General features: G+C 71.7%; 13 protein-coding genes. 11 read left to right on the top strand and 2 right to left on the bottom strand.

Translation table 11 applies throughout. The features are described 5' to 3' along the window. Positions 1-33 precede the first annotated feature (33 nt). From rsmD to mutM, 7 genes are all read left to right on the top strand, one after another. Positions 34-618, top strand: a complete 585-nt coding sequence (gene rsmD / locus AC3ET3_RS20490; RefSeq protein ID WP_432138915.1) for a 16S rRNA (guanine(966)-N(2))-methyltransferase RsmD — start codon at positions 34-36, stop codon at positions 616-618. A gap of 26 nt (positions 619-644) precedes the next feature. After that, positions 645-1,124 (top strand): pantetheine-phosphate adenylyltransferase, encoded by a 480-nt coding sequence (coaD, locus tag AC3ET3_RS20485; RefSeq protein WP_432138944.1) that lies wholly within the window; start codon positions 645-647, stop codon positions 1,122-1,124. 57 nt (positions 1,125-1,181) lie between these two features. Then, positions 1,182-2,339: a cell division initiation protein gene (locus AC3ET3_RS20480; protein ID WP_432138914.1), complete on the top strand. Its 1,158-nt coding sequence runs from the start codon at positions 1,182-1,184 to the stop codon at positions 2,337-2,339. A 144-nt stretch (positions 2,340-2,483) separates the two neighbouring features. Continuing rightward, positions 2,484-3,131 carry a YceD family protein gene (locus tag AC3ET3_RS20475; protein ID WP_432138913.1) on the top strand — a complete coding sequence of 216 codons (648 nt, stop codon included), beginning with the start codon at positions 2,484-2,486 and terminating at the stop codon, positions 3,129-3,131. Positions 3,132-3,133: 2 nt separating this feature from the next. Continuing rightward, positions 3,134-3,307 (top strand): 50S ribosomal protein L32, encoded by a 174-nt coding sequence (gene rpmF / locus AC3ET3_RS20470; RefSeq protein WP_003951102.1) that lies wholly within the window; start codon positions 3,134-3,136, stop codon positions 3,305-3,307. A gap of 7 nt (positions 3,308-3,314) precedes the next feature. Beyond that, positions 3,315-4,142: a ribonuclease III gene (rnc, locus tag AC3ET3_RS20465; RefSeq protein ID WP_432138912.1), complete on the top strand. Its 828-nt coding sequence runs from the start codon at positions 3,315-3,317 to the stop codon at positions 4,140-4,142. Positions 4,143-4,222: 80 nt separating this feature from the next. Next, entirely contained in the window at positions 4,223-5,083 is an 861-nt protein-coding gene (gene mutM / locus AC3ET3_RS20460; RefSeq protein ID WP_435612618.1) for a bifunctional DNA-formamidopyrimidine glycosylase/DNA-(apurinic or apyrimidinic site) lyase, read from the top strand. Here mutM and AC3ET3_RS20455 read toward each other — a convergent pair. After that, entirely contained in the window at positions 5,056-5,493 is a 438-nt protein-coding gene (locus AC3ET3_RS20455) for a winged helix-turn-helix transcriptional regulator (RefSeq protein WP_432138910.1), read from the bottom strand. The genes mutM and AC3ET3_RS20455 overlap by 28 nt on opposite strands. Positions 5,494-5,654: 161 nt before the next feature. Between AC3ET3_RS20455 and AC3ET3_RS20450 the strand changes: the two genes are divergently transcribed. Next, positions 5,655-6,245 (top strand): flavodoxin family protein, encoded by a 591-nt coding sequence (locus tag AC3ET3_RS20450; RefSeq protein ID WP_435612617.1) that lies wholly within the window; start codon positions 5,655-5,657, stop codon positions 6,243-6,245. Between the two features lie 69 nt (positions 6,246-6,314). Here AC3ET3_RS20450 and AC3ET3_RS20445 read toward each other — a convergent pair whose 3' ends face one another. After that, entirely contained in the window at positions 6,315-7,484 is a 1,170-nt protein-coding gene (locus AC3ET3_RS20445) for a CAP domain-containing protein (protein ID WP_435612626.1), read from the bottom strand. Positions 7,485-7,650: 166 nt separating this feature from the next. Here AC3ET3_RS20445 and AC3ET3_RS20440 point away from each other — a divergent pair, with 166 nt between their 5' ends. The 3 genes from AC3ET3_RS20440 (at position 7,651) to AC3ET3_RS20430 (ending at position 12,823) form a co-directional block, all read left to right on the top strand. Further along, positions 7,651-7,932 (top strand): acylphosphatase, encoded by a 282-nt coding sequence (locus tag AC3ET3_RS20440; RefSeq protein ID WP_432138908.1) that lies wholly within the window; start codon positions 7,651-7,653, stop codon positions 7,930-7,932. Between the two features lie 379 nt (positions 7,933-8,311). Further along, positions 8,312-8,515 (top strand): hypothetical protein, encoded by a 204-nt coding sequence (locus tag AC3ET3_RS20435; protein WP_031485142.1) that lies wholly within the window; start codon positions 8,312-8,314, stop codon positions 8,513-8,515. Between the two features lie 261 nt (positions 8,516-8,776). Then, positions 8,777-12,823: an AAA family ATPase gene (locus tag AC3ET3_RS20430; protein WP_435612616.1), complete on the top strand. Its 4,047-nt coding sequence runs from the start codon at positions 8,777-8,779 to the stop codon at positions 12,821-12,823. The last annotated feature ends 142 nt before the right edge of the window (positions 12,824-12,965 follow it).

Below are 12,965 nucleotides of genomic sequence, written 5' to 3'. Positions count from 1 at the left end.
TAGTCCGTAACCACCCACGACCAAGGACCGCAGATGACCCGCGTGATCGCCGGAGCAGCCGGTGGACGTCGCCTGGCCGTCCCGCCCGGGACCGGAACCCGCCCCACCTCCGACCGGGCCCGCGAAGGTCTCTTCTCCACGTGGCAGTCGCTCCTGGGCGGCCCGCTGGACGGCGACCGCGTCCTGGACCTCTACGCCGGCTCGGGTGCCGTAGGCCTGGAAGCCCTCTCCCGGGGCGCGGGCCACACCCTCCTGGTCGAGGCCGACGCCAGAGCGGCCCGCGTCATCCGGGACAACGTGCGCGGCCTCGGCCTGCCCGGCGCCGAGGTGCGCCACGGCAAGGCGGAACAGATCATCAGGACGCCGCCCCCGCACCCCTACGACCTCGTCTTCCTGGACCCCCCATATGCGGTCACAGACGACGATCTTCGGGAGATCCTGCTCACACTCCGCTCGGAGGGCTGGCTCGATAAGCAAGCGCTCGTCACCGTGGAGCGCAGCACCAGAGGCGGCGAATTCGCCTGGCCGGACGGTTTCGAACCGCTTCGCTCCCGTCGCTACGGCGAGGGAACGTTTTGGTACGGTCGCGCCGCCTCTACGTGCGAAGACGCACGATGACCGGACCGGAGAGCGAGGGATCACAAGTGCGCCGCGCCGTCTGCCCCGGGTCGTTCGACCCGATCACCAACGGACACCTCGACATCATCTCCCGCGCCTCCCGCCTCTACGACGAGGTGTACGTCGCGGTGATGATCAACAAGTCCAAGAAGGGCCTGTTCGAGATCGACGAGCGGATCGACCTGATCCGCCGGGTCACCGCCGACTACGGCAATGTGCGGGTGGAGGCCTTCCACGGCCTCCTCGTCGACTTCTGCAAGGAGCGCGACATCCCGGCCATCGTCAAGGGCCTGCGCGCCGTCAGCGACTTCGACTACGAGCTGCAGATGGCCCAGATGAACAACGGCCTGTCCGGTGTGGAGACCCTGTTCGTCCCCACCAACCCCACCTACAGCTTCCTGTCCTCCTCCCTCGTCAAGGAGGTGGCGACCTGGGGCGGCGACGTCTCCCACCTCGTCCCGCCGGCCGTGCTGGAGGCCCTGAACGCTCGCCTGAACGCGGACTGATGGGGCTACAGTCGTCCCGACCGTCTCCAACACAGCTGTAGAGAGTGGCGACACACGGTGGACGTGCAGAACAAGCTCGACGAGATCGTCTCCGCGATCTCCAGTGCCCGGTCGATGCCGATGTCGGCCTCGTGCGTGGTCAACCGCGCCGAACTGCTCTCGAAGCTGGAGGAGGTGCGGGCGGCCCTCCCCGACTCCCTCGCCCAGGCCCGGGAGCTGATCGGCGACCGCGAGCAGATGGTCCAGCAGGCCCGCCACGAGGCCGAGCAGATCATCGCCGGCGCGCACGCCGAGCGCGGCTCCCTGATCTCCGACACCGAGATCGCCCGCCGCTCCCAGGCGGAGGCGGACCGCATCCTCGCCGAGGCCCGCAAGGAGGCCGAGGACATCCGCGCGGAGGCCGACGAGTACGTCGACTCCAAGCTGGCCAACTTCGAGGTGGTCCTCACCAAGACCCTCGGCTCGGTCGGCCGCGGCCGCGAGAAACTGCTGGGCACCGGCCCGGCCCCGGACGAGCAGGGGTACGTGGACCCCGCGGAGGACGACGCCCCCGAGCGCAGCCACGACCCGGAGACCCTGCGCCGCGACGCCGACAGCTACGTCGACGCCAAGCTGGGCGCCTTCGAGGCGGTGCTGGCCAAGACCCTGGAGGCGGTCGGCCGCGGCCGGCAGAAGCTGCACGGCCGGATCGCCACCGACGACCTCGGTGCCCTCGCCGACGACACCACGACCTTCCAGCACTCCTCCGACGCCGACTACCTCGCAGACCTGGCCGCCCTCGCCGAGCAGGACGCCCCGGCCGAGCAGCCTCATCAACAGCCCCAGCAGCCCGGCTACGAGCCGCAGCCCGCGTACTCTCCCGCCCCCGGCTACGCCCCGGCGGGCGGCGACCCCGTCCCGCAGCAGCCCGACCCCTACGGCGCGGGCCAGGACGCGTACGCCTACCAGCAGGACGCCTACGGGTACCAGCAGGCCGACCCGTACGCCGCCACCGGCTACTCCCGGACGGGGGGCGCCTACCAGGGCTACGACACCCAGCAGGGCGGCTACGACACCCAGCAGGGCGGCTACGACCCCGGCCAGGCGCAGCAGGGCTACCCGCAGCAGCCCCACGTCCCGGCCCAGTCCAACGCGCTCGACGAGACCAGCCTCTTCGACACCAGCATGATCAGCGCCGAGCAGCTGCGCGCGTACGAGCAGGAACGCGGGCTCTGACCACGGCTTCGGGGCCCAGGGGCCGGATTGGGCTGTGAGCGAAAGCTCCAGTATCCTGGCTCTTCGGTCGCGTGTATGACCGCGATCAGCGCTGCCCCAGGACACCGGGCAGCGCGTCCCCGAGCTCGGAAACCGAAAGCAGGAATGGCTCTGAACGCCCACCTCGACCACCGCAACCCCCTCGTGTTCGACACACACGAGCTGGGGCGGCGTCCTGGTGCGCTGCAGCGCCTGACCCGCACGGTCGACGCCCCCAAGGATCTCGGGATCCAGGACGTCGTCGGGGTGCCGGAAGGCGCCCCGGTGGAGCTCGAACTCCGCCTGGAGTCGGTCATGGAAGGGGTGCTCGTCACAGGCACCGCCCGTGCACGCGCCGAGGGGGAGTGCGTAAGGTGTCTGGAGCCGCTTCAGCTCGACGTGGAAGCGGACTTCCAGGAGATGTTCTCGTACCCTGACGCCGACGACCGGGGCCGCGTCCACCACGCGGAACCGGGCGACGACGCCGAGGACGACGAGGACAGGCTCTTCCTTGAGGACGGACTTTTCGACCTCGAACCTCTGCTGCGCGATGCGGTGGTGCTCGCACTGCCGATGCAGCCGGTGTGCCAGGAAGACTGCCCGGGACTGTGCTCCGAGTGCGGAGAGCGGCTCGCGGACGACCCGGACCACCACCATGACGCCGCCGACATCCGTTGGGCGGCATTGCAGGGACTCGCCGGTTCACTCAAGGACGGCGAGAAGGACGAGTTGAGCGACGCCGAAGCCGGTGTCGACGAGAAGCAGGAGAAGTAGCCGTGGCTGTTCCGAAGCGGAAGATGTCGCGCAGCAACACGCGCCACCGCCGGTCGCAGTGGAAGGCTGCGGTCCCCACCCTGGTTGCGTGCGAGCGCTGCCACGAGCCCAAGCAGCAGCACATCGCGTGCCCGTCTTGCGGCACCTACAACAAGCGCCAGGTCCTCGAGGTCTGAGCGGCTGGTGAGAGGCACTGTGTCTGACGCGAAGGGTAGTCCCCGCCAACGCGGGGGTGGTCCGCAGGCCTCGTCCCACACAGTTCTGGAAGGGCGGCTCGGCTACCAGGTCGAGTCCGCCCTTCTGGTGCGAGCCCTGACCCACCGTTCCTACGCGTACGAGAACGGCGGTCTGCCGACGAACGAGCGGCTGGAGTTCCTCGGTGACTCCGTCCTCGGCCTCGTCGTCACCGACACGCTGTACCGAACCCACCCCGACCTGCCCGAGGGCCAGCTGGCCAAGCTGCGGGCCGCGGTGGTCAACTCACGTGCGCTCGCGGAGGTCGGTCGTGGTCTCGACCTGGGTTCCTTCATCCGGCTCGGCCGCGGTGAAGAGGGCACGGGCGGCCGGGACAAGGCATCCATCCTCGCCGACACCCTGGAAGCGGTGATCGGCGCGGTCTATCTCGACCGGGGTCTCGACGCGGCCTCCGAACTGGTGCACCGCCTGTTCGACCCGTTGATCGAGAAGTCCTCGAACCTCGGTGCCGGCCTGGACTGGAAGACCAGCCTCCAGGAACTCACCGCGACCGAAGGGCTCGGCGTCCCCGAGTACCTGGTCACGGAGACCGGCCCGGACCACGAGAAGACCTTCACTGCTGCCGCCCGCGTCGGAGGCGTCTCGTACGGCACCGGCACCGGCCGCAGCAAGAAGGAGGCGGAGCAGCAGGCCGCCGAGTCGGCCTGGCGGTCCATCCGCGCGGCCGCGGACGAACGCGCCAAGCAGGCGGCCGAGGCGGTCGCCGAGGCGGTCCCGTCTCCCGAGGGCGCCGACGAGGCCCCCGCCTCCGCCTGACACCCACAGCAGCATCCCGAGCGCCCGCCCCCTGCCCGGGGCGGGCGCTCGGCTCGTACACCGGTCGTCCCGGGGGAGCCATGCCCGAATTGCCTGAGGTCGAGGTCGTGCGGCGCGGTCTGGAGCGGTGGGTCGCCCACCGGACCGTCGCCGACGCCGAGGTGCTGCACCCGCGCGCCGTACGCCGTCACCTGGCCGGCGCCGACGACTTCGCCCACCGACTCCGGGGACACCGCATCGGCACGCCCGGCCGGCGCGGCAAGTACCTGTGGCTGCCGCTGGAGGACACCGACCAGGCGGTCCTGGCCCACCTCGGGATGAGCGGACAACTGCTGGTGCAACCGCGGGAGGCGCCCGCCGAGAAGCACCTGCGGATCCGGGTGCGGTTCGCGGACCTGCAGGGCACCGAGCTGCGCTTCGTCGACCAGCGCACCTTCGGCGGACTGTCCCTGCACGACACCACGCCCGACGGGCTGCCCGACGTCATCGCGCACATCGCGCGCGACCCCCTCGACCCGCTCTTCGACGACGAGGCGTTCCACCGGGCGCTGCGCCGCAGGCGTACGACGATCAAGCGGGCCCTGCTGGACCAGTCACTCATCAGCGGCGTCGGCAACATCTACGCGGACGAGGCGCTGTGGCGCTCCCGCCTGCACTACGAGCGCCCCACCGCGACCCTCACCCGCGCGCGCACCGCGGAACTGCTCGGCCACGTCAGGGACGTGATGAACGACGCCCTGTCCGTCGGCGGCACCAGCTTCGACAGCCTGTACGTCAACGTCAACGGCGAGTCCGGCTACTTCGACCGGTCACTGGACGCCTACGGACGCGAGGGTCTGCCGTGCCGGCGCTGCGGTACGCCGATGCGCCGCCGGGCCTGGATGAACCGGTCGAGCCACTTCTGCCCGAAGTGTCAGCGGGCGCCGCGCGTGGCGTCGTAGCGCTCCCGGGCGGCGAGGACGTCGTCCATGCGGCCCTCCACCAGGTGGATCAGACCCAGCAGCCGCTCGGTGACCTCCCGGCCCAGCGGCGTCAGTTCGTAGTCGACGCGCGGCGGGTTGGTCGGCTGGGCCTCGCGGTGCACCAGGCCGTCGCGCTCCAGGGCCTGCAGCGTCTGGGAGAGCATCTTCTCGCTCACGCCGTCGACGCGGCGCCGCAGCTCGTTGAAGCGCAGCGCCCCCTCATGCAGCGCGCCGAGCGTCAGCCCGCCCCAGCGGCCGGTGACGTGCTCCAGCGTGCCGCGCGACGGGCAGGCCTTGGCGAACACGTTGTACGGCAGTTCCTGCTCCGGCGTGCGCTCCTGCTCGGGCGAGCCTTCCCGCTCCGGTGTGCGTTCCCGCGAGGTGGTCATGACGTCAGCGTACTCGACGGCAGCGCTAACTTTCGGGTTGCACTAACCAAAAGTTAGTGCTTTCCTTTTGCTCGTGCCGATGAGTCGCGGCCCCGCCGCGCCCCGCTCGTTCCGGCTGCCGTTTCCCCGTTCACTTCGCTGCCGCCCGAGGAGTACCCACCGTGAACACCCCTGTCGTCGCCATCGCCCACCACTCCGGCTTCGGCCACACCGCCGTCCTCGCCGAGGCCGTCCTCGCCGGAGCCCGGGACGCCGGTGCCGAGGTGCACATGATCAAGGTCGACGAGATCACCGAGGAGCAGTGGGAGCTGCTGGACCGCGCCGACGCGATCGTCTTCGGCTCGCCCACCTACATGGGCACCGCGTCCGGCGCCTTCCACGTCTTCGCCGAGGCCACCTCCAAGCGCTGGGCCACCCAGGCGTGGAAGGACAAGCTCGCCGCCGGCTTCACCAACTCCGCCTCCAAGAGCGGCGACAAGCTGCACACCCTGCAGTTCTTCCAGACGCTCGCCGCGCAGCTCGGCATGCACTGGGTCAACCTGGGGCTGCTGCCCGGCTGGAACAGCAGCACGGCCTCCGAGAACGACCTCAACCGCCTCGGCTTCTTCTCCGGCGCCGCGGCTCAGACCAACGCCGACGAGGGCCCGGAGGCCGTCCACAAGGCCGACGCCGCCACTGCCGAACACCTGGGCCGCCGGGTCACCGAGACGGCGAAGGTCCTCATCCTCGGCCGGGCGGCGACGGCGGCCTGACCACCCGGCGGGCCGCCGGACGGCGGTCCCGGTGACCTCGGCGATCGAGGACTTCGGAGCTCGAAGTCCTCAGTAGCCGAAGTCCTGGGTCCACCACGGCCCGCCCGAGCCGAAGTGGACGCCGACGCCGAGGGTCTTGAAGTCGCAGTTCAGGATGTTGGCGCGGTGGCCGGGGCTGTTCATCCAGGCCTCCATGACCGCGGCGGCGTCCGCCTGGCCGCGGGCGATGTTCTCGCCGCCCATGCCCGAGACGCCGGCCTTCTCGGCGCGGTCCCAGGGCGTGTTGCCGTCGGGGTCGGTGTGGTCGAAGAAGCCGCGCGCGGCCATGTCCTCGCTGAAGGCCTGGGCCAGCTGGGCGAGGGCGCTGTTCGCGGAGACCGCGCTGCAGCCGACCTTGGCCCGCTCCTCGTTCACGAGCCGCAGCACTTCGGCCGCCGCCTGGTCCTCCGCCGAGACGGCGAAAGCCGTGCCGGGCTGCGTCTGCGGAGCCTTGGTGGCCGTCCGGGAAGGCGTCGGCGTCGGGGTCGGCTTCGGTGCCGGGGGCTTCGTCGGGGTCAGCGACGGCTTCACCGAGACGGTCCCGCTCGGGGTCGCCGAGGCCGACGCCGACGCCGACGGTGAGGGCGAGGCCGACGGAGAGGCCGAACGGCCGGTGCCCGGGCCGGCGGTCCGCGTCGTCGTGGGGCGTTCGACGGAGCCGGAGGTGCCGCCCTGTTCCGAGGCCGAGTTCGACGGCGCGTCCCCGGCCCTGACCTCCTCGCCGGTGCTGGTACTGCCGCCGAGCCGGTAGTTGTCCAGGCCGGGCACCACACCGGTGGCGACGGCCACCGTACCCAGGGCGACCGCGGCGGAGACGCCGAGCAGGCCCGTCCTGACGGGGGTCGCCGTCTTCCTGCGGCGCCGGTGCCCGCCCGCCGGGCGGCCGTCGCCGTCGACGACGGGGAGCACGGCCGTCCGTGCGGTGTCCCGGCCGTCGTCCGGGAAGAAGGCGTTCCCGGCGGGGGCGGCGGGGGAGTCCTCGGTCGAGCCCTCGGTCGAGAAGAGGTACTGCTCGCTCCGGGCGTTGGCGTCGGCGTACGCCTGCTGGTGCGGATACGGTGCGACGCCCCTCGCGGTGTGCTCGCCTCCGTACGGCTCGCCGGCCGCGGGGGTCGGTATGAACGGGCCGTCCGGCCGGCCGGCGCCCGTGGCACGGTCCGTGGCGGCGCGGCCGGCGTCGGAGCGTCGGTGGCGTCCCATGTCCTGGCCTTCCTCGTCCTCGTCCTGGTGGTCGACGCGTCCCCCACGGTCAACGCGACTCACTCGAAGGAGTGAGTTTCATATGAGATGCATTGGGTGGGGACGGTACCGCATGGCACGAGGGGAGGAAGTGTCCCGAGGGACATCGGCCGGTTAGGTTGCAGCCATGAGCGAGGATGCACGGCTGGTCGCCTGGGTGCGCGGACATGTCCAAGGTGTGGGTTTCCGCTGGTTCACGCGGGCGAAAGCGCTTGAGATCGGCGGCCTGAGTGGTTTTGCTCTCAATTTGGCCGACGGGCGCGTCCAAGTGGTCGCCGAGGGTCCGCGAACCGGCTGCGAGGGTCTCCTGGAGTGGCTTCAGAGTGACGACACGCCCGGCCGCGTGGAGGGTGTCACAGAGATCTGGGACACACCTCGCGGCGGCTACGAGGGTTTCGCGATCCGCTGAGCCCGCCGCCGTCCCGGTCGGCCCGGAAGGGTGCGGACTATGCCAAGGGCAACCAGGCCGGGAGAAAGGAGCAGGTGGTTGCCGAGAAGAGCTTGCGGTGGCGCGCTCCGCACGCAAGGATGATCGCCACGCCCCGGGGGTCCCGCAGGAGTCGCAGCGTGCCGTGTCAGGCCGCGCGCAGCAGGGTTGCCCGCCAATACGGGGCGTGATCGTGTTGACCGTCAAACTTTTTGGTGAGACGCTGAAAGTACCCCGCGCACCCAGCTGTTTGGCATGGATGAACGGCAGCACGAACAAGATCCTGCCAAGCACCGCGGGTGCGAATCCCTCACGACCCACACCGCATCGGTCGGTCACTCATTGTGGAGGACCATCCATCATGGCAAAGGCGCTTCTCGGTTACGTCGGCGGCTCCGACCCGCGACTCCTCGCCGAGATGCGACGGCTCCAGCAGCGCGTCCAGGACCTGGAATCCGAACTCGTAAGGATCCAGGCCGAGAAGGACGCCCTTCAGGCTGCCGCTTCTCACGACAGGATCATGGAGAGCATCGACGCACACCAGGCGGAGCCTGCGCTCACCTGATCGCTGCACCGCTCCCCACAGCGCTCGCAGCGGCTGTGTCTGTCCGTATCAACCGCGTCGAACCGCTTGGCCGTCAGAGTTGCAAGGGACGCTTCGGCGTCCCTTCTTTCTTGCCCGCCTCCCCCGGTGCCCTGACCGGCGACCCGCCTCGTTGCCCCGCGCACCTTTCAGTCTCTTTAACGAGTGGTGTGCCCTGGACGTTCAAGGGTGAAACTACCGGTTCACGCCGTGAGACGACCCCGGGAGGTAAAGTCCGACGGCGTGCACCTCAAGGCCCTGACCCTCCGCGGCTTCAAGTCGTTCGCCTCGGCCACCACCCTCCGGTTCGAGCCGGGTATCACCTGCGTCGTCGGCCCGAACGGTTCGGGCAAGTCCAACGTCGTGGACGCGCTCAGCTGGGTCATGGGCGAGCAGGGCGCCAAGTCGCTGCGCGGCGGGAAGATGGAGGACGTCATCTTCGCCGGCACCACCGGCCGCCCGCCGCTGGGCCGCGCCGAGGTGTCCCTGACCATCGACAACTCCGACGGCGCGCTGCCCATCGAGTACGCCGAGGTCACCATCACGCGGATCATGTTCCGCAACGGCGGCAGCGAGTACCAGATCAACGGTGAGACCTGCCGGCTGCTCGACATCCAGGAACTGCTCAGCGACTCCGGCATCGGCCGCGAGATGCACGTCATCGTCGGCCAGGGGCAGCTCGACTCCGTCCTGCACGCGGACCCGATGGGCCGCCGCGCCTTCATCGAGGAGGCCGCCGGTGTGCTCAAGCACCGCAAGCGCAAGGAGAAGGCACTCCGCAAGCTCGACGCGATGCAGGCCAACCTCGCGCGCGTGCAGGACCTGACCGACGAACTGCGCCGGCAGCTCAAGCCGCTCGGCCGCCAGGCCGCCGTGGCGCGCCGGGCCGCCGTGATCCAGGCCGACCTGCGCGACGCCCGGCTGCGCCTGCTCGCCGACGATCTCGTACGCCTGCGGGAGGCGCTGCGGGCCGAGATCGCCGACGAGGCCGCGCTCAAGGAGCGCAAGGAGGCCGCCGAGGAGGAGCTGCGCAAGGCCCTGCGTCGGGAGGCCCTGCTGGAGGACCAGGTCCGCCGGCTCACCCCGCGCCTCCAGCGCGCCCAGCAGACCTGGTACGAGCTCTCCCAGCTCGCCGAACGCGTCCGGGGCACCATCTCGCTCGCCGACGCGCGCGTGAAGAGTGCCACCTCCGCGCCGCCCGACGAGCGGCGCGGGCGCGACCCCGAGGACCTGGAACGCGAGGCCGCCCGCGTCCGCGAGCAGGAGGCAGAACTGGAGGCCGCCCTGGAGGCGGCCCGGCGCGCCCTCGACGACACCGTGGCCCACCGCGCCGAACTGGAGCGCGAACTCGCCGCGGAGGAAAGGCGGTTGAGGGATGTCGCGCGCGCCATCGCCGACCGGCGCGAGGGACTGGCCCGGCTCAGCGGGCAGGTGAACGCGGCCCGCTCGCGCGCGGCCTCCGCGCAGGCCGAGATCGACCGGCTCGCCGCGGCGCGCGACGAGGCGCAGGAACGTGCCGTCGCCGCGCAGGAGGAGTACGAGGCGCTCAAGGCCGAGGTCGACGGCCTCGACGCCGACGACGCGGACCTCGCCGAACGGCACGACGCGGCCAAGCGGCGGCTCAGCGAGGCCGAGGCCGCCCTCACCGCCGCCCGCGAGGCGGCCGGCGCGGCGGAGCGCCGGCGTGCCGCCACCCAGGCCCGCCACGACACCCTTGCGCTGGGGCTGCGCCGCAAGGACGGAACGGGCGCGCTGCTCGCGGCGCGGGACCGGCTGACCGGCCTGCTGGGTCCGGCGGCCGAACTGCTCACGGTGACCCCGGGATACGAGGTCCCCCTCGCCGCCGCCTTCGGCGCCGCCGCCGACGCCGTCGCAGTCGCCACACCCGCCGGTGCCGCCGAGGCCCTCCGCCTCCTGCGCAAACAGGACGCGGGCCGGGCGACCCTCCTCCTGGCGGGCGCGCCGGAGGAGCCGGGGCAGAGCCCGGCGACCGCGGAACGCGAGTCGGCGAGGGGCGCCGGCGAACGCGTTCCGGCCGAGCCACCGGAGCCGACCGCCGCCGCCCCGCATGACTCGGCCGTCGCCGCCCGGCACCACTCGGCCCTCGCCACCGGGTCGACGAACCTCTCGCGAGACGGATCGGCCCCCGACCGAGACGGATCGGCCCCCGCCACCGCCGGGCCGCCCGGTGCCCGACCACCGGGGCGGGCCGCCGCGTCCGCCGTCGGCTCGGCCGGCATCGAGTCGCCGGGGTCGTCGGGCACCGCCATCGCCGGCTCGACCGGCGCCGAGTCGCCGAGGGCGTCGGCCGCGTCCGCCGCCGGCTCGCGCGCCATCGAGCCGCCGGGGTCGCCGGCCGCCTCCACCACCGGTTCGGCCGCCGCCGAGTCGCCGGGGCCGGTAGCCACTCCCACTGTCGGCCCGGCCGACCGCCCGCCCACCGGGGCCTCCTCCGCGGGCCCCGCCTCAGGCAGTCCTCGTACGTTCGCCGCCGGCCTGGTCCGGGGCCCTGCAGAGCTCATGCCCGCCGTGCGGCGGCTGCTGCGGGATGTCGTCGTGGTCGGGACGCTGGAGGAGGCCGAGGAGGTGGTCTACGCGGAGCCGTCGCTGACGGCGGTCACCGCGGACGGCGATCTGCTGGGTGCGCATGTCGCCCACGGCGGGTCGGCCGGGGCGCCCAGCCTGCTGGAGGTGCAGGCGTCCGTCGACGAGGCCGCCGCCGAGCTGGCCGAGCTGGCCGTACGGTGCGAGGAGCTGAGCGAGGCGCAGCGCGCGGAGGGGGAGCGGCGCGCCGAGGCCGCCGCGCTCGTGGAGGAGTTGACGGAGCGGCGCCGGGCCGCCGACCGGGAGAAGTCGGCGGTCGCGCAGCGGCTCGGGCGGCTCGCCGGACAGGCGCGCGGTGCGGCCGGCGAGGCCGAGCGGTCCGTCGCGGCCGCCGCACGGGCACAGGAAGCGCTCGACCGGGCTCTCGAAGAGGTCGAGGAACTCGCCGAACGGCTGGCCGTCGCCGAGGAGAGCGCCCCGGCGGGCGAGGGCGCGGAAGAGCCCGACACCTCGGCGCGGGACCGGCTCGCCGCCGACGGCGCCAACGCCCGGCAGACCGAGATGGAGGCGCGCCTGCAGGTCCGTACCCACGAGGAACGGGTCAAGGGGCTCGCCGGCCGCGCCGACTCGCTCGACCGGGCCGCGCGCGCGGAACGCGAGGCACGCGCGCGTGCCGAGCAGCGGCGGGCCCGGCTGCGCCACGAGGCCTCGGTGGCCGAGGCCGTGGCCTCCGGCTCCCGGCAGCTGCTGGCACACGTCGAGGTGTCACTGGAGCGTGCCGACCGGGAGCGGGGCGCCGCCGAGGCGGCCAAGGCACGCCACGAGCGGGAACTGGCCGCCGCCCGCACCGCGGGGCGCGACCTGAAGGCGGAGCTCGACAAGCTCACCGACTCCGTGCACCGCGGTGAGGTGCTCGGCGCCGAGAAGCGGCTGCGGATCGAGCAGCTGGAGACGAAGGCGCTGGAGGAACTGGGCGTGGAGCCCGCCGGGCTCGTCTCCGAGTACGGCCCGCACCAGCTGGTGCCGCCCTCCCTGCCGGCCGAGGGGGAACAGCTCCCCGAGGATCCGGAGCACCCGCGCAACCGGCCGAGGCCGTTCGTCCGGACCGAGCAGGAGAAGCGGCTGCGGTCGGCCGAACGGGCGTACCAGCAGCTCGGAAAGGTGAATCCGCTCGCTCTTGAGGAGTTCGCGGCCTTGGAGGAGCGCCATCAGTTCCTCAGCGAGCAGCTGGAGGACCTGAAGAAGACCCGCGCCGACCTGCTGCAGGTGGTGAAGGAGGTCGACGAACGGGTCGAGCAGGTCTTCACCGAGGCCTACCGGGACACCGCCCGTGAGTTCGAGGGCGTGTTCAGTCGGCTCTTCCCCGGGGGCGAGGGGCGGCTGGTCCTGACCGACCCGGACCACATGCTCACCACCGGAGTGGACGTCGAGGCGCGGCCGCCGGGCAAGAAGGTCAAGCGGCTCAGCCTGCTCTCGGGCGGCGAGCGGTCGCTGACGGCCGTGGCCCTGCTGGTGTCGATCTTCAAGGCCCGCCCCAGCCCGTTCTACGTCATGGACGAGGTCGAGGCCGCCCTCGACGACACCAACCTGCAGCGGCTGATCCGCATCATGGAGGAGCTGCAGGAGTCCTCGCAGCTGATCGTCATCACCCACCAGAAGCGGACCATGGAGGTCGCCGACGCGCTGTACGGCGTGTCCATGCAGGGTGACGGCGTGTCGAAGGTGATCAGTCAGCGCCTGCGCTGATCCTCACGCCTTCCCCTTCCCCTTCCCTCGTTCGTTCAAGTTTTGAACTCAAACGCCAGCTGTGATGCCATTTACGTCACATCTCTGAGCACTTGATTTCGGAACTTGAAGACATAGGCTCGGCCGCGTTGTATTTACCTTC

The organism is Streptomyces sp. bgisy159, assembly GCF_057707805.1.
Note: the sequence above shows the minus strand (reverse complement) of the source record. Positions and strands in the feature narration are given on the sequence as shown.

Bases quoted from the DNA above. Each gene is read 5' to 3' on its own strand.
- AC3ET3_RS20435 (WP_031485142.1), top strand. From the start codon at position 8,312: ATGGCAAAGGCGCTTCTCGGTTACGTCGGCGGCTCCGACCCGCGACTC.
- AC3ET3_RS20445 (WP_435612626.1), bottom strand. From the start codon at position 7,484: ATGGGACGCCACCGACGCTCCGACGCCGGCCGCGCCGCCACGGACCGT.
- AC3ET3_RS20440 (WP_432138908.1), top strand. From the start codon at position 7,651: ATGAGCGAGGATGCACGGCTGGTCGCCTGGGTGCGCGGACATGTCCAA.
- rsmD (WP_432138915.1), top strand. From the start codon at position 34: ATGACCCGCGTGATCGCCGGAGCAGCCGGTGGACGTCGCCTGGCCGTC.
- AC3ET3_RS20455 (WP_432138910.1), bottom strand. From the start codon at position 5,493: ATGACCACCTCGCGGGAACGCACACCGGAGCGGGAAGGCTCGCCCGAG.
- AC3ET3_RS20475 (WP_432138913.1), top strand. From the start codon at position 2,484: ATGGCTCTGAACGCCCACCTCGACCACCGCAACCCCCTCGTGTTCGAC.
- mutM (WP_435612618.1), top strand. From the start codon at position 4,223: ATGCCCGAATTGCCTGAGGTCGAGGTCGTGCGGCGCGGTCTGGAGCGG.